Source organism: Stenotrophomonas testudinis, assembly GCF_024499815.1.
Taxonomy (GTDB): domain Bacteria; phylum Pseudomonadota; class Gammaproteobacteria; order Xanthomonadales; family Xanthomonadaceae; genus Stenotrophomonas.
The window spans coordinates 60,752-74,886 of the sequence record NZ_JAMOKY010000017.1 but is presented as its reverse complement, the minus strand read 5'-3'; the positions used below and the strand labels follow the sequence as shown (position 1 = coordinate 74,886).

Annotated in this window: 16 protein-coding genes; 5 read left to right on the top strand and 11 right to left on the bottom strand. The window is 69.1% G+C overall.

Features of this window, described 5'->3' with window-relative positions:
* Nucleotides 1-158: 158 nt before the first annotated feature.
* A complete protein-coding gene (locus tag NQ204_RS11560; protein WP_116863127.1) occupies nucleotides 159-485 on the bottom strand; it encodes a hypothetical protein in 327 nt (108 codons plus the stop codon).
* 31 nt (nucleotides 486-516) lie between these two features.
* Complete coding sequence (locus NQ204_RS11555) at nucleotides 517-975, bottom strand: hypothetical protein (protein WP_256643927.1); 459 nt, start codon at nucleotides 973-975, stop codon at nucleotides 517-519.
* A 154-nt stretch (nucleotides 976-1,129) separates the two neighbouring features.
* Between NQ204_RS11555 and NQ204_RS11550 the strand changes: the two genes are divergently transcribed.
* Nucleotides 1,130-2,077: a nucleoside hydrolase gene (locus NQ204_RS11550; RefSeq protein WP_256643926.1), complete on the top strand. Its 948-nt coding sequence runs from the start codon at nucleotides 1,130-1,132 to the stop codon at nucleotides 2,075-2,077.
* A 4-nt stretch (nucleotides 2,078-2,081) separates the two neighbouring features.
* Here NQ204_RS11550 and NQ204_RS11545 read toward each other — a convergent pair whose 3' ends face one another.
* From NQ204_RS11545 to NQ204_RS11520, 6 genes are all read right to left on the bottom strand, one after another.
* A complete protein-coding gene (locus NQ204_RS11545) occupies nucleotides 2,082-3,341 on the bottom strand; it encodes an MFS transporter (RefSeq protein WP_108768132.1) in 1,260 nt (419 codons plus the stop codon).
* Between the two features lie 68 nt (nucleotides 3,342-3,409).
* Nucleotides 3,410-4,582, bottom strand: a complete 1,173-nt coding sequence (locus tag NQ204_RS11540) for a metallophosphoesterase (RefSeq protein WP_256643925.1) — start codon at nucleotides 4,580-4,582, stop codon at nucleotides 3,410-3,412.
* 303 nt (nucleotides 4,583-4,885) lie between these two features.
* Entirely contained in the window at nucleotides 4,886-6,424 is a 1,539-nt protein-coding gene (locus tag NQ204_RS11535; protein WP_256643924.1) for a TerC family protein, read from the bottom strand.
* Nucleotides 6,425-6,466: 42 nt separating this feature from the next.
* Nucleotides 6,467-6,691: a helix-turn-helix domain-containing protein gene (locus NQ204_RS11530; protein WP_108764376.1), complete on the bottom strand. Its 225-nt coding sequence runs from the start codon at nucleotides 6,689-6,691 to the stop codon at nucleotides 6,467-6,469.
* On the bottom strand, nucleotides 6,691-7,158 hold the full coding sequence (locus NQ204_RS11525; RefSeq protein ID WP_108770634.1) for a DUF2975 domain-containing protein: 468 nt from the start codon (nucleotides 7,156-7,158) through the stop codon (nucleotides 6,691-6,693). Before NQ204_RS11525 ends, NQ204_RS11530 begins: the two co-directional genes overlap by 1 nt.
* 190 nt (nucleotides 7,159-7,348) lie before the next feature.
* On the bottom strand, nucleotides 7,349-7,951 hold the full coding sequence (locus NQ204_RS11520; protein WP_116863122.1) for an NMCC_0638 family (lipo)protein: 603 nt from the start codon (nucleotides 7,949-7,951) through the stop codon (nucleotides 7,349-7,351).
* 131 nt (nucleotides 7,952-8,082) lie between these two features.
* Between NQ204_RS11520 and NQ204_RS11515 the strand changes: the two genes are divergently transcribed.
* Nucleotides 8,083-8,394 carry a metalloregulator ArsR/SmtB family transcription factor gene (locus tag NQ204_RS11515; protein ID WP_079221004.1) on the top strand — a complete coding sequence of 104 codons (312 nt, stop codon included), beginning with the start codon at nucleotides 8,083-8,085 and terminating at the stop codon, nucleotides 8,392-8,394.
* Between the two features lie 14 nt (nucleotides 8,395-8,408).
* Nucleotides 8,409-9,800: a DUF2867 domain-containing protein gene (locus NQ204_RS11510; RefSeq protein ID WP_256643923.1), complete on the top strand. Its 1,392-nt coding sequence runs from the start codon at nucleotides 8,409-8,411 to the stop codon at nucleotides 9,798-9,800.
* A gap of 34 nt (nucleotides 9,801-9,834) precedes the next feature.
* Here the strand turns inward: NQ204_RS11510 and NQ204_RS11505 are convergent, their stop codons facing one another.
* Together NQ204_RS11505 and NQ204_RS11500 are read right to left on the bottom strand one after the other, a co-directional pair.
* Complete coding sequence (locus NQ204_RS11505) at nucleotides 9,835-10,266, bottom strand: pyridoxamine 5'-phosphate oxidase family protein (RefSeq protein ID WP_256643922.1); 432 nt, start codon at nucleotides 10,264-10,266, stop codon at nucleotides 9,835-9,837.
* A gap of 99 nt (nucleotides 10,267-10,365) precedes the next feature.
* Complete coding sequence (locus NQ204_RS11500) at nucleotides 10,366-11,391, bottom strand: AI-2E family transporter (RefSeq protein ID WP_256643921.1); 1,026 nt, start codon at nucleotides 11,389-11,391, stop codon at nucleotides 10,366-10,368.
* Between the two features lie 141 nt (nucleotides 11,392-11,532).
* Here NQ204_RS11500 and NQ204_RS11495 point away from each other — a divergent pair, with 141 nt between their 5' ends.
* Complete coding sequence (locus NQ204_RS11495) at nucleotides 11,533-11,949, top strand: hypothetical protein (protein ID WP_116863118.1); 417 nt, start codon at nucleotides 11,533-11,535, stop codon at nucleotides 11,947-11,949.
* A gap of 27 nt (nucleotides 11,950-11,976) precedes the next feature.
* On the opposite strand, the gene NQ204_RS11490 is transcribed toward NQ204_RS11495, so the two are convergent.
* Nucleotides 11,977-12,984 carry a LacI family DNA-binding transcriptional regulator gene (locus tag NQ204_RS11490; protein WP_116863117.1) on the bottom strand — a complete coding sequence of 336 codons (1,008 nt, stop codon included), beginning with the start codon at nucleotides 12,982-12,984 and terminating at the stop codon, nucleotides 11,977-11,979.
* Nucleotides 12,985-13,079: 95 nt separating this feature from the next.
* Between NQ204_RS11490 and NQ204_RS11485 the strand changes: the two genes are divergently transcribed.
* Nucleotides 13,080-14,132: a sugar phosphate isomerase/epimerase family protein gene (locus tag NQ204_RS11485; protein WP_256643920.1), complete on the top strand. Its 1,053-nt coding sequence runs from the start codon at nucleotides 13,080-13,082 to the stop codon at nucleotides 14,130-14,132.
* The last annotated feature ends 3 nt before the right edge of the window (nucleotides 14,133-14,135 follow it).

Genomic DNA, 14,135 nt, shown 5'->3' with positions numbered 1-14,135 from the left:
GTGGGGGAGACGGGGGGGGCGGCCGCGGCGCCGCCCCCCCCCCCCGCCGCGGGGGGGGGGGGGGGGGGGGGGGGGGTGTTTTGGGGGGGGGGGGGGGGGGGGGGGGGGGGGGGGGCGGCCCCCCCCCCCCCCCCCCGACTCTACACAATGCCTGCGCCTCAATCGCCGCAGCTGCCACCATCGCCGCCACCACTGTCGCTGCTGCAGTCCGATCCGCCATGGCTGTGGCTGCCGTGGCTGTCACCGGCATACCCACCCGAGGAATCGTAGCTGCCCGCGAAGCTGCCATCACTGCGGCTGACCGAGCCATCGGCGGTGGCGATCGCCATGCACAGGATCGCGCCGACCAGCGGCAGCAGCCAGACCAGCAGCAGCTGCACCATCCGTCCTCCCACCGACACGTCGTCGCGCCGCACCACCACATAAGTGGCGACCAGGTTCAGGCCCAGCACCAAGGCGATGAGGACCAGGGTCACCACCAGCATGGCGTGCCTCCGCAGCAGCGAACCGGCGCGGTCATGGCGCCACCATCAATGACTGGATCTGCGCGCGCTCATCCAGCGGCCGCTGGAAACCCGTCGGATAGACCGGTGCGTGGCGCTCGCCCTTGAGCAGGAACAGGCTTTCGCTGCCCAGCGTGGCCTCGCGGATATGGCCCAAAGTGTAATGCCACATCGTCCACAGCGGCACCCGCATCGCCGCCGGCACCTTGCCCTCCCGCGGCCGCAGCACTTCCTCCACCTGCAACACCAGGCGGATCTCGTTGTCCAAGCCTGGCCCGGTACGCGATCCGGGATCGGTCAGCGGCCGTCCCCTGCCATCGACCATCTCCACGTCGACCACCTTGGCGCGGACGATCTGGTCGGCGTCCGCCACCATTTCCGCCAGCGGCTTCGGCGCCACCGAGGTGGCCAGGGCCGGCGCGACGGCGCCCAGGCACAGCAGCCCGGCCAGCAGGATCGCGGGGGTCTTCATGGCGGTTCTCCTTCCGTGGATACCCCCTGACGATAGCACCGCCGCCCCGGTTCGCCCTGCCTGTCATGAAGATGGGACAATGTAGGGCGCGCCGGCCCGCCCCCCCGGGTCCCGCCGGCCCCCTTGCACCACACGGAAGAAGAAGAACAACAACATGCTGAAAGTCATTTTCGATACCGACCCGGGCGTCGACGACGCGCTGGCCCTGCTGTACCTGCACAAGCACGCCCAGATCGACCTGGTCGGCGTCACCACCACCTTCGGCAACGCGTCGGTGGATTCGACCACCCACAACGCGCTGTACCTGAAGCAGGCCTGGGGCTTTGCCGCCCCGGTCGCACGCGGCGCCGCCGGCCCGCTGCAGCCCGAAGCCACCCCGGAAGCGTGGCCGGTGCACATCCATGGCCACAACGGCCTGGGCAACCACCCGGTGCCGGCTGCGCTGGACGTGGCCGCCGATGGGCGCCCGGCCCACCAGCTGATCGTCGACCTGGTCCGCGCCCACCCGGGCGAAGTGACCCTGGTCGCGGTCGGCCGCATGACCAACCTGGCCCTGGCCCTGCAGCAGGCCCCGGACATCGCCGGCCTGGTGCGCGGCGTGGTCCTGATGGGCGGCGCCTTCCACGTCAACGGCAACATCACCCCGGCCGCCGAGGCCAACATCTGGGGCGACGCCGAAGCGGCTGACATCGTGTTCACCGCGCAGTGGCCGGTCACCGCCATCGGCCTGGACGTCACCACCCGCGTGGAGATGGACCGTGACGGCCTGGACAAGCTGGCTGCCATCGGCGGTGCCGATGCCGAGCTGGTGCGTGCGCTGTCGCAGGGCTACGTGGACTTCTACCTGCAGGCCGGGCACAAGGGCATGGTCGTGCACGACTGCTGCGCCTGCATCGCCCTGACCCGCCCGGAGCTGTTCCAGTTCGAGCGCGCCAGCGTGCGCGTGGCCACCGACGGCGTTGCCCGCGGCATGACCATCCCCAAGCCGGAAGGCCTGGCCTTCGGCCCCAGCGTGTGGGATGGCCACGTGCTGCAGTCGATCGCCATCGGCGTGGATGCGCCGGCCGTGCTGGCCGACATCGAGCAGACCCTGGCGGTCTGATCGCCTAGCGCTTGCCCCTGCCCGGGGTCGTCTCGGGCAGGGTCCACAGCACCGGCAGCACCAGCACCGCCACCAGCGCGATCATCGCGCCCGGCGCCGCCGCCCAGCCGCTGCGTTCCACCCACCACTGCGCCAGCCACGGTGTCGCACCGCCGAACACCGCCGTGGCCATGGTCACCCCCAGTGCCAGCCCGCTCACCCGGCCCTCGCCCGGGAACTGCTCGGCCGTGGCTGGTGCCGCGACCGCGCTGATGCCGCCCGCCACGCAGGCCAGCACCACCGCCGCCAGCGCGATGCCCAGCGGCGCGGCCTCGGCCATCCAGCCGAACATCGACAGCGGCAGCAACGCCGCCAGCACGGTCAGGCCCAGCAGCAGCGGTCGCCGCCCGAAGCGATCGGACAGCAGTCCGCACAGCGGCGTGATGGCGATAACCGCCACTGCCGCGACTGTCGACAGCCACAGCGCATCGCCTTCATCGTGCCCCTGCGCATGCAGGAAGGCCGGCACATAGGTGATGCCCACGTAGTAGGTGATCGAACCGAGTGCGGAGATCGCGAAGGTGCGCGCCACCGCGCCGGGATGGTTGCGCAGCACATGGCGCAGCGGCGTCGCCGGAATGCTGCCCTCGCGACGCTGGCGCTCGAACTCGGGCGATTCGTGCATGCCCGAGCGCGCTATGAGAATCACCAGCGCGAGCGCGGCACCGACGAAGAACGGGATGCGCCAGCCCCAGCCATCGAGCTGTGCGGGCGTGAGCATCGCCACGGTCACCGCAGAGATCGCCACCGCCAGCAGTGCGCCCACTTCGCTGGCCGCCGAGGCCAGCGAAGTGACCAGGCCGCGGCGGCGGGCCGGTGCGCTTTCCAGCAGGTAGGCAACCACGCCGGTGTATTCGCCGCCCACCGAAAAGGCCATCACGCAGCGCAGGACCAGCAGCAGCACGCCGGCCGTAGTGCCCGCCGTCGCTGCAGTCGGCAGCAGGGCAGTGGCCAGCATCGCCGCCGCCATCAGCGCCATCGAGGCCAGCAGCATCCAGCGTCGGCCGAGGCGATCACCGAGGTGGCCGAAGCACAGTGCGCCGAGCGGCCGCATCAGGTAGGAGACGGCGAAGCCCGCGAGCGTGACCAGCATTGCCTGCTCGCCGCCACCGAAGAACACCCGCGACAACACGGTGGCGAAATACAGGTACAGGGTGAAGTCGTACCACTCCACCACGGTGGACAGGCCCGCGACCCACATCGAGCGCTGCCGCGCCGCCGTCATTTCATTCATGGCCGGAGGGTGTCACGCGCGGGGTGACGACGCGGTGCATCTGCAGGCAGGAGGCGGGGTCAGAGCCCTTTACCGGTGGCAAAGGGATCCGACCCCATCAGAGTTCGGGGTGCGCGGCGCAGGGTGAACAGGGTGATTTCCGAAGGCACGCTGATGCGCGCGGGGAAACCGGCCCACAGGCCGGCGCCGTTGCTCACGTACAGGGTCATGCCATCCACCTCGTAGCGGCCGGAGACAAAACCACCGTTGGCCCGCTTCACCAGCTGGTCCATGCCGACGATCTGCCCGCCATGGGTATGGCCGGACAGCTGCAGCTTCACCCCGCGCGCGGCCGCATCGGCGGCATTGCGCGGGCGATGGTCGAGCAGGATCACCGGTGCGGCCGGATCGGCACCGGCCAGCGCCGCCTGCAGGTCGGGCAGCGGCAGGCCGTAGCGCGCCGCCACCGGGTCGGTGACGCCGGCAATGGTCAGCGCGGCATCGCCACGCCGCACCTGGGTGTGGCTGTTTTCCAGCACCTGCATGTGCAGCGCGCGGAAGGCCTGCATCCAGTCGCTGTACTGTGCGTAGTACTCGTGGTTGCCAGTGATGGCGATCACCCCGTCCGGCGCCTGCAGGTCGCCCAGCGGACGGAAATCATCGCGGCGTGCATCCACCGTGCCATCGATCAGGTCACCGGTGATCACGATCAGGTCCGGCTTCAGCGCATTGCTTTCGGCCACCACCTGGCGCACCCAGTCGCCGGTCAGAAGGCGGCTGGCGTGGATGTCAGTGAGCTGCAGCATGCGGTAGCCGTCGAAGGCGGCCGGCAGGTCCTTGATGGCGACCTCGACCTGACGCGGCTTCGGCACCGCCATGCCCTGGCTGACGCCGTAGGCACTGAGCAGCAATGCGACACCTGCGGCCAGCGGACGCAGCAACGGCGTACGCAGAGCCGAGACTGCACCCGGCAGGCGCAGCGCGCGCGCTGCCAGCAGGCCGGCATCGAACAGCAGCATCGCCAGCGCCAACAGCAGCACGGCGGTGGAGCCGGTAGCCAGCACGGCGATGGCCATCTTCGGGATTTCCGGCGAGGCCATCGTGCCCCAGAAGGTGGCGACGATGCGCAGCTGCACGGCCAGGCCCACCAGCAGCAGCGACAACAGGGCCTTGGCCCACACCGGCAGGCGCAGCGGCCAGAACAGGCGCCAGGCCACGTACAGGCCCATCAACAAACCAATCGTACTCAGCACTGCGGCATTCCAGAACGTGGGGGCCCGCCATGGTGACGGGCGGAGGTTGCAATGGGTAGAGCCGAGCCCATGCTCGGCCGCTTCAACTGTAGAGCCGAGCCCATGCTCGGCCGCTTCAACTGTAGAGCCGAGCCCATGCTCGGCTGCCGGAAAAACAGCCGAGCATGGGCCCGGCCCGGCGGTTTCCTATTTTGACCCGCGCCCACGCACGGGCCCCAAAACCCCCCCCCCCGCCGCCCCCCGGCTCTACAAAAGGCAAAATCAGCCGAGCGTGGGCTCGGCTCTACACGAGGCGGCGGCGCGTTACGGCTGCGCCAGCCTTTGCACGCGCAGACGCGCGATGCGGCGCTTCTCCATCGCCAGCACGGTGATGCGCACGTCGGCCACATCCACCGCATCGCCTTCATCGGGCAGGCGCCCCAGCTGGTCCAGCACCAGGCCGGAAATGGTCATGTAGTCGCTGCTGCGCGGCAGCGACACACCCGCCAGGCGCTGCAGGTCGTCCAGAGTCAGCGCGCCATCGGCTTCCCACTGGTCCTCGCCCTGCGCCACCACGCCGTAGCGTTCGTCCTGAGTATCGGCCAGGTCGCCGGCGATCGCCGCCAGCAGGTCGTTGGCGGTCACCAGGCCTTCCACGCTGCCGTACTCGTCCACGGCCACCGCCAGCGGCACCGGGTGCTGGCGGATCAGTTCCAATGCCTGCAATGCGCTGGCGCTGGACAGCACGTACTGCGGCTCGCGCAGGTTGCCCTCCAGCTGCAGAGGCCTGCCCTGCAGCAGGTCGGCCAGCAGGTCGCGGCTCTGCACCACGCCGCGCAGGCAGTCCAGGGCGCCCTCGCCCACAAGCAGGCGCGTATGCGGCGACGCCACCAGGCGCGCCACCACGTCGTCCTGGCCACGCGCCAGGTCGATCCACTGCACGTCGGCACGCACCGTCATCACGCTCGACACCGGTCGGTCGGCCAGGCCCAGCACGCTGCGGATCATCTCGTGCTCGGCCGGCTGCAGGCGCTCCTCCGCATCACCGTGCTCCTCTTCGCCGGCGTCATCGTGGCCGTTGGCCGGGCGTGCACCCAGCATGCGCAGCACTGCATCGGCGGTGCGCTGGCGGAACGGCTGGAGGCGCTCGTTGCGCTCGCGGTTGAAACGCACCCACTGGTTGAAGGCTTCCACCAGGATCGAGAAGGCGATGGCCGCGTACAGATAGCCCTTCGGAATCTTGTAGCCCAGGCCTTCGGCCACCAGGCTGAAGCCGATCATCAGCAGGAAGCCCAGGCACAGCACGACCACGGTCGGATGCTTGGTGACGAAGCGGGTCAGCGGCTTGCTGGCCAGCAGCATCAGCACCATGGCGATGGTCACCGCGGCGTACATCACGCCCAGGTTGTCGACCATGCCGACAGCGGTGATCACCGAGTCCAGCGAGAACACCGCGTCGAGCACCACGATCTGCGCCACCACCATCGCGAAGCTGGCATACACCTTCTTGCCGTTGTCCTCGTGCTGGCGGCCTTCCAGGCGCTCGTGCAGTTCCATGGTGCCCTTGAACAGCAGGAACAGGCCACCGCCCAGCAGGATCAGGTCGCGCCCGGAGAAGCTGTGATCGAACAGCGTCAGCAGCGGCTCGGTCAGTTTCATGATCCAGGCCAGCGCGGCCAGCAGCACCAGGCGCATCAGCAGGGCCAGGCTGAGGCCGATCACCCGCGCGCGGTCACGCTGGTGCGGTGGCAGCTTGTCGGCCAGGATCGCGATGAACACCAGGTTGTCGATGCCAAGCACGATCTCAAGCACGATCAGGGTCGCAAGGCCCATCCAGATCGAGGGGTCAGCCAACCATTCCATTTCGGTTCCGTTTCTTCATGAGGTAAGGGAGAGAGGGGTGTTTCAGTCGTCGTCCTGCGCCTGCAGCGGGTCATGCCCGAGCAGGTCGCCCGGCGTGCACTGCAGCTCGCGGCAGATCGCATCCAGCGTCGAGAAGCGGATGGCGCGTGCCTTGCCGGTCTTGAGGATGGACAGGTTGGCCAGGGTGATGTCGATGCGCCCGGCAAGCTCGGACAGGGTCATGCCCCGTTCCTGCAGCATGCGGTCGAGCGTGATGACGATCGCCATCAGATGACACCATCGAGGTCATCACGCATGGCCGCACCGGCGGCGAACACGCGTGCCAGCACGAACAGCATCAGCACGGCGATCAGGCCGGTGATGGACATGCCGCCGCCGACTTCCATCCACGCGAAGTCCGGGCCCATCCAGGATGCGTACACGCCGATGATGATCGACAGCACTTCCATCGCCAGCATCAGCCACGCCATGCGCTGCAGGCGCTGCGCGTTGGCATGGGTGAACGGGCGCGCACCGGCGGCCGAGCGCAGCAGGCGCGCCAGGTGCCGCAGGAACACCAGGCACAGCACCAGCAGGGCCACGATGCTGCCCAGGCCGATGCAGAAATGCAGGAACAGATCGCTGCCGTGGACGGCCGCGGCGTGCGCGTCGTGCACGCTGTCCAGCAGCCAGCGCCGGTCGTAGGCCACCAGGGGAACGGCCAGCAGCGCGGCCAGGATGCCCAACCAGCACATTGCCCGAACGGCCTGCACGGCGGTCTGGGCCAAGGTGAACAAGCCTCGCGCGGATTCGGCGCGGGCGGGACGAGCGGTCAAGCAACCTCCGGCGTGGGGCAGCCTCGCCGCCCGGGATGGATTTATCGATAAACGATATACCACATCCGGACGCAGTGGATGAATCGCACGCGTGGGCCGGGGCCCGGCCTTAGCGCGGAGGCGTCGCCTCGCCCGGCGGCGTGGACGCCTGTTCGAGCATGGCTTCACCCGGGCTGGCCGACGCCATCGCCTGCACGCCAGCTTCGGCGGCCTGGCGGGTGACCAGGCGGAAACGCACGCGCAGCCTGGTTTCGCCCGGCGTGGCCCAGCCGTACTGGATGGCCACCTGGTCGGCCGGCAGCGGCCCGCGGCCGGGCAGCGAACGCACCTGCAGCGGTTTCGGCGCCGCCTGCATCAACCGCGCGAAACCCTTCTGCACCACCGCCGGTTCGGCCTTCTCCGCGTACACACTGCAGGTGCCGTCGTCGGCCCAGCTCACCGCATAACGCCCGCTGGCCAGCGGCACCAGCCACGCCACGCCCGGCTGGCCCTGCAACAGGGTGGCCGCCTCGGCTGGTTGCAGCGGGGTCAGCCCATTGGCCTCCATCAGTGCCTGCAGCCGCGCCGGGGCGCCGATGTGCTGCATGCACGCGGTGTCGAACAGTTCGCTGAAGGAATCCTGCGCGACGGCCGGCTTCGGCGCGCGCGACGGCTGCGCCACGGCCAGCACGGGCAGCAGCAGGCCAGCCATCAGCCAGGGCGCAGCACGCATCACAGCTCCAACGGATCGATATCAGCGGTGAGGATGGCAAAGGCAGGGGCTGCTGCGCAACGGGCGCGCCCGCTTGACACGGCCCCATGCACGCCGGATCATCAATTAACGAATTAGTTAATTAACGACCCATGGACCGCATCTTCGAAGCCCTCGCCTCCGGTGCCCGCCGGCAGATCCTGGCCTACCTCAGCGCTGGCGAACTGAGCGCGGGCGAGCTGGCCGAGCGCTTCGACTTCAGCAAGCCGGCACTGTCCAGCCACCTGCGCATCCTCGAAGAGGCCGGCCTGATCGAGCGCGAGAAGCGCGGCCAGTTCGTGTACTTCCGCCAGGTGCCCGAGCGCCTGGCCAACACGCTGTTCTCCTGGGCCGCCGAAGTCTGTCCGGTCGGTGGTCCGCTCAAGCGCGAAGCCCGCGCACGCCGCAAGTCCCCTGCCCGCTGACAAGGAGCACGACGATGCCTGGTTCGACCCGCAACAGCCGTTCGTTTCCAGGTGTCCAGCTGCCCGCACAGGACGGCACCGGCCCCATTGAGGTCACCCTCATCGCCCAGCTCGGCATCGGCGCCGGCGACGCGCTGGTGAAGGATGCCGGGGAGCGCCAGCGCCACCATCCGGCCTTCATCGATGCGCTGGATGAACCCTCCGCGCGGCTGGGCGGGATGCACCTGCAGCACGGCGATGCGTCCTCGCTGTACAGCTTCGTGGTCACCGGCGGCGGCCATCCGTTTCATCGCCATGCCGGCCCACGCATGTTCACCGCCATCGCCGGCAGCGCCGGTGCGGAGCTGCGCTTCGCCACCGCCGCCGATGCGCAGCTGGCCACCGACCCGGCCGCCTTCCTGCGCAGCCTGCGGCGCATCCGCATCCCGCCGGACTGCCTGTTCACCGTGCGCTTCGGCGGCGGCACCTGGCACCAGTTCGCCTCCAACCATGCCGCCCACCCTGCCCTGTTTGCGCTGTCGTGCCACAGCAATGAACTGGCCGGGACCATGAGCGAGAGCACCCGCGCGCAGGTGCAGGCCAACAGTGCCGACATTCCCAGCCTGACCGACGTGCTGCCGGAGCCGCATTGGCCGAGTGCGGCCATGCTGGCCACCGCGCCCCTGCTGCAGCTGTCACTGCAGGCCGCGCCGCCCAGCCTGTGCGCGCGGCTGTGTGCGCAGACCCGTTCACTGCTGGGCCCGCTGCGGCGGATCAACCTGCGGCCGTTGCGCGGGTTCGTCGAACGCAGCACGCCGCATTACCCGGTGCACAGCGGTGGTCCCGACGCGCAGGGCCTGTTGGCCCGTGCGCTGCCCTCCAGCCAGTACCAGGACCTGACCGTGCTGACCCTGCGCAGCGGGCAGTGCACGCAGCGCTCGGCGTCCGCGCTGCTGGCCGAGGTGCTGGACGGTTTCCTGCGCAATCCGCCGGGCGGCGTCGGCCGTTTGATGGCGCTGCGCAATCGTCTGGTCGCACCGTTGCGCCTGCGGACCTCACCGCTGGGCTGCCCGGTATCGTCGCTGCTGTCCACCGACCGCAGCCGCCTGTTCGCCGCCCGTTTCCCGGTTCTGGACGCGCGCATCGACGGGCAGGACCGCAGTGCCGAAGTGCTGCTCGGTGCAGACGACCGCCACCTGCGCTTCCGCAGCAGCGTGCACGTGCAGCTAGGTGACGACGGCAGCGTGCAGGTCAGCCTGGGCTCGCGCGTGCAGACCCACAACCGCTTCGGCCGCCTGTACATGGCGATGATCGATGCCGTGCACCGCCACTACATCGCTCCCGCGCTGCTGCGGCGGGCGGTTGAACATGCACTGGCGCCGGAGCTGGCCGACTGGGTGGATGAGGGCGCGTTCGAAGTGATCTGAGCCGCCGGGCATGGCCCGGCGCTACCGCAGGCATTCAGACCGTCAGTTCGCCGTGGTCCTCGCCATCCCAGTACTGGATGCGCTGTGCGTGCACGTGGATCAGCACCAGTCCCGGCGTATCCACGCCCTGCTCGAACCAGCGTTCCAGCTCTTCAGCCCAGTGCTGGGCCAGCACACCGCGTTCGCGGATGATCGCAGCCCGGCCCGTGACATGCACGAACAGCGGCGGCTTGCCCAGCAGTGACTTGCTGCCGGTGAAACCCAGTGCAACCGCTGGGTTGGCTTCGATCTGCTGCACCATGCCGGTGCTCTCCAGGGTGAAGAACCAGCTGTCCCCGTCGTAGTCCACGTCGCCGTTGTTGCTCATCGGCCGGCCGTCGATCTCGCCGGCTGCGTGGGTTTGCAGCATCGCGAAATCGATGCCGGCCATCTTCTTCGCCAGTTCGGGCAGGGTGAGCGTGGTCATGGTCGGTTCTCCGTGGGCATGCGCCCAGCCTCCGCTCGCGCAGGTAAGGCGGGCGTGCAGGTCCGTCGCGGCGGATTTCACGCGTGCGCCGCGCCGGGATCAGATCCAGCCCTGGTCGACCAGTTCGCGCTTCAGGTAGGCGAAGAACACCGGGGCGGCCACCAGCCCGGCCAGGCCGAATGCCGCTTCCATCACCAGCATCGCCAGCAGCAGCTCCCAGGCCCGCGCCTGGATCTCGCCGCCGACGATGCGCGCGTTGAGGAAGTACTCCAGCTTGTGGATGACGATCAGGTACAGCAGCGCCGCCACCGCCACGTAGAACGACACCGACAGCGCCACGATGGTGATGATGGTGTTGGAGATGATGTTGCCCACCACCGGCAGCAGGCCGGCGAGGAAGGTGATCAGCACCAGCGTCTTCGACAGCGGCAGGTGCACGCCGAACAGCGGCAGCACGCCCAGCAGGAACACCGCGGTGAACACCGTATTGAGCAGCGAGATCTTCACCTGGGCGAACACCACCTGGCGGAAGGCCACGGCCAGGCGCGTGGTGCGCCCGGTCAGCTCCTGCGCCAGCGGCCCCATCTTCGGCAGCGGCAGCTCGTCGTACAGGGCGATCATCGCGCCCAGCACCATGCCGATCAGCACGCGCACGCCCACCTGCACCACCGACGTACCGGCCACGCCCAGCTGCCGCTGGTGCTCGGCGGCCCATTCGTTCACCGCCTCGCGCAGCCGCGTCAGGTCTTCGGGAATGTACGGCTGCAGCAGTGCGGGCACCTGGTGCCGCGAGGTATTGAGGATGTCCATCAGCCGCGCCAGCAGCACGTCGGGGCCACCGGTCTCGTTGCGGAAGAACGAGGCCACGCCGATACCGGCCAGCACCAGCGCACCGATGATCACCGCCGACAGCACGATGACCGCGAACGCGCGCGCCCGTCCCGGCGGCAGCTTGCCTTCCACGGTGTTGGCCAGCACGTGGGTCAGCTGGAACACCAGCAGGCCCGACAGCAGCGTGACCACCAGGCCCAGCTTCAGGGCCAGCCACATGCCCAGCAGCATCAACAGCCAGGCGGCGATGCGCGCGGCAGGTGGCCTGGGCGGGACAAGGATCACGTCGGTCATGGCAGCACATCCACTGGGGTGGCCCATGGTAGTGGATTGCCATGGCGGTTCCGGGGCAGTGCGCGGCGTTCCGTTCAGCCCTCTGGCGGCCGCGCCCACGCCAGCGCACACTGGCACCCCACCTGCCCGCATGGATGCCCGATGCCCCGCCTGCTGCCCGCCGCCCTGCTGTTGATGCTGTGCCCGCTGCCGACGCTGGCCGCGGGCAGCGCTGCCGACACGACGCCGCTACCGCCGCAGGTCAAGGCCGATGCCGAAGCCATCGCCGCCTCGCTGCTGGAAGTACAGCGCACCGATGCCGAGCTGTCCTGCCGCAAGGCCGTCGAGAACGCGCGCTACGGGCTGGAAACCATGCTGGAAGTCGGTGCGAAGAACGTGGCCGGCGGCTACATGGATGCCGCGAAGTTCGAGGCCATGGCCACGCCGATGCGCGGTCTGCTGCCGCAGATCACCGATGCCGACTGCGAAGGCGCGACGGACGCCAAACGCGACTTCTACCAGTGCATGTCCAGCGACTACAACCACGTGCTGGCCTGCGCCAAGGCCCACCTGAAGTAACACCGCGCCCTGCCCGGCGCCTGCCGCTCAGCCGGCGGCAGGCGCGGCCGTCGAGCCCCGCAGCATCAGGCTGAAATCCAGCGTCTGCTGCAGCGGCACATCGACGCGTTCGATGATCGCCAGCAGCAGGTTGACCGCACGCGCACCGATTTCCCGCATCGGCTGGCGGATGGTGGTCAGCGGCGGCGTCAGGAAGCTGGACGAGGCGAGATCATCGAAACCGACGATGGACAGCTGGTCGGGCACGCGGATGCCCAGGTCGCGGCAGGCAGCCAGCGCACCCAGCGCCATCTGGTCGCTGAAGCAGAACACCGCGGTCGGCGCGCGCGGAAGCGCGAGCAGCGCCTTCGCCGCCGCATGGCCGGATTCCAGCGAGAAATCACCGGGTACGACGCTCAGGCTGCGCAGCCGGCCACGCGCGTTGCCGGCACTGCGCACGCCCTCCAGGCGCTGCTGGTGCAGCGGATTGTCCGGCGGCCCGCCCACAACGGCGATGCGCTCATGGCCGAGTGCATACAGGTGCTCCATCACCGCGCGCGCGGCGGCGGCGTTGTCGATGTGCACGCTGGGAATGCCCAGCGCGGGATCGAACTCGCAGCCGTTGACCACCGGCGCGGCGGCGCCCAGCGCCTGCACGATCTCGCGCGCGGTCGGCGGCAGCCGGTGCCCCAGCACGATCAGGCCATCGGCTTCGTTGCGCCGGAGCATCTGCGCGTAGCGTTCCTCGCGGTCGGGCTGGTGCTGGGTATCGCCCAGCAGCACGGCGTAGCCGACGGCCTGCGCTGCCTCTTCGGCGCCCTGCAGGATCTGCGCGAAGAACGGGTTGGCGATGTCCGGCACGGTCACCAGGATCTTGCCGCTGCGCTGGGTCTTCAGCGTGCGGGCCACCGTGTTGGGCACATAACCCAGCGTGGCGGCCGCCTGTTCGATGCGCGCACGGGTGGCCGGCAGCACTTTTTCCGGCCGCGACAGCGCCCGCGACACCGTGCCCGCGGAGACGCCTACGTGCTTTGCGATGTCGTAAATGGTTGCCATGGTCCTAGCTCCTGTTGCCGCTGTGCACTGCACAACGGGTCTGTGGAAAGCCCATGCTAAGGTAATGCAATCGATTGCATCGAGGGCGAATCAACGTGAGGACGCTCAAGGGTCCGGCGCTTTTCCTGGCGCAGTTCATCGGCGACAAGGCTCCTTTTGATCGGCTGGACACGCTGGCCGGATGGGCCGCGGGGCTGGGCTATTCTGGCGTACAAGTGCCCACCACGGCGCCTCACCTGTTCGACCTGGCCCAGGCGGCGCGCAGCCAGACCTACTGCGACGACGTGGCCGGGATGCTGGCCGGGTACGGCGTGCAGATCACCGAACTGTCGACCCACCTGCAGGGACAACTGGTCGCGGTGCACCCGGCCTATGACAGCCTGTTTGACGGTTTCGCCCCGGCAGACACGCGCGGCGATCCTGCCGCCCGCCAGGCCTGGGCCGTGGATCAGCTGATGCTGGCCGCCAAGGCCAGCCAGCGCCTGGGGCTGACCGCACACGCCACCTTCTCCGGCGCACTGGCCTGGCCCTACATGTACCCTTGGCCGCAGCGCCCGCCCGGTCTTGTGGAAGAAGCCTTCGCCGAACTGGGCCGCCGCTGGCGCCCGATCCTCGATGCGTTCGACGACTGCGGCGTCGACCTGTGCTTCGAGATACACCCGGGTGAAGACCTGCACGACGGCGCGACCTTCGAGCGCTTCCTCGAGGTGGTCGACCATCATCCGCGCGCGAAGATCCTCTACGACCCCAGCCACCTGCTGCTGCAGCAGATGGACTACCTCGGCTTCATCGACCGCTACCACGCGCGCATCGGCATCTTCCACGTCAAGGATGCGGAGTACCACGCCAGCGCCCGCAGCGGCGTCTATGGCGGCTACCAGGACTGGATCGATCGGCCGGGCCGGTTCCGGTCGCTCGGCGATGGCCAGGTCGACTTCAAGGGCATCTTCTCGAAGTTCGCGCAGTATGACTTCCCCGGCTGGGCGGTACTGGAATGGGAGTGCTGCCTGAAGCACCCCGAGGACGGCGCACGGGAGGGCGCCGCCTTCATCCGCGACCACATCATCCGGGTCACCGGGCGCGCGTTCGACGACTTCGCCGACAGCGGCAGCGACGCCGCATCACTGCACCGCATGCTGGGAATCTGAGCT

What these genes read in the sequence shown, in the direction of transcription:
- NQ204_RS11560 (WP_116863127.1), bottom strand. Translation starts at nt 485, where the DNA reads ATGCTGGTGGTGACCCTGGTCCTCATCGCCTTGGTGCTGGGCCTGAAC.
- NQ204_RS11555 (WP_256643927.1), bottom strand. Translation starts at nt 975, where the DNA reads ATGAAGACCCCCGCGATCCTGCTGGCCGGGCTGCTGTGCCTGGGCGCC.
- NQ204_RS11550 (WP_256643926.1), top strand. Translation starts at nt 1,130, where the DNA reads ATGCTGAAAGTCATTTTCGATACCGACCCGGGCGTCGACGACGCGCTG.
- NQ204_RS11545 (WP_108768132.1), bottom strand. Translation starts at nt 3,341, where the DNA reads ATGACGGCGGCGCGGCAGCGCTCGATGTGGGTCGCGGGCCTGTCCACC.
- NQ204_RS11535 (WP_256643924.1), bottom strand. Translation starts at nt 6,424, where the DNA reads ATGGAATGGTTGGCTGACCCCTCGATCTGGATGGGCCTTGCGACCCTG.
- NQ204_RS11530 (WP_108764376.1), bottom strand. Translation starts at nt 6,691, where the DNA reads ATGGCGATCGTCATCACGCTCGACCGCATGCTGCAGGAACGGGGCATG.
- NQ204_RS11525 (WP_108770634.1), bottom strand. Translation starts at nt 7,158, where the DNA reads ATGTGCTGGTTGGGCATCCTGGCCGCGCTGCTGGCCGTTCCCCTGGTG.
- NQ204_RS11520 (WP_116863122.1), bottom strand. Translation starts at nt 7,951, where the DNA reads ATGCGTGCTGCGCCCTGGCTGATGGCTGGCCTGCTGCTGCCCGTGCTG.
- NQ204_RS11515 (WP_079221004.1), top strand. Translation starts at nt 8,083, where the DNA reads ATGGACCGCATCTTCGAAGCCCTCGCCTCCGGTGCCCGCCGGCAGATC.
- NQ204_RS11510 (WP_256643923.1), top strand. Translation starts at nt 8,409, where the DNA reads ATGCCTGGTTCGACCCGCAACAGCCGTTCGTTTCCAGGTGTCCAGCTG.
- NQ204_RS11505 (WP_256643922.1), bottom strand. Translation starts at nt 10,266, where the DNA reads ATGACCACGCTCACCCTGCCCGAACTGGCGAAGAAGATGGCCGGCATC.
- NQ204_RS11500 (WP_256643921.1), bottom strand. Translation starts at nt 11,391, where the DNA reads ATGACCGACGTGATCCTTGTCCCGCCCAGGCCACCTGCCGCGCGCATC.
- NQ204_RS11495 (WP_116863118.1), top strand. Translation starts at nt 11,533, where the DNA reads ATGCCCCGCCTGCTGCCCGCCGCCCTGCTGTTGATGCTGTGCCCGCTG.
- NQ204_RS11490 (WP_116863117.1), bottom strand. Translation starts at nt 12,984, where the DNA reads ATGGCAACCATTTACGACATCGCAAAGCACGTAGGCGTCTCCGCGGGC.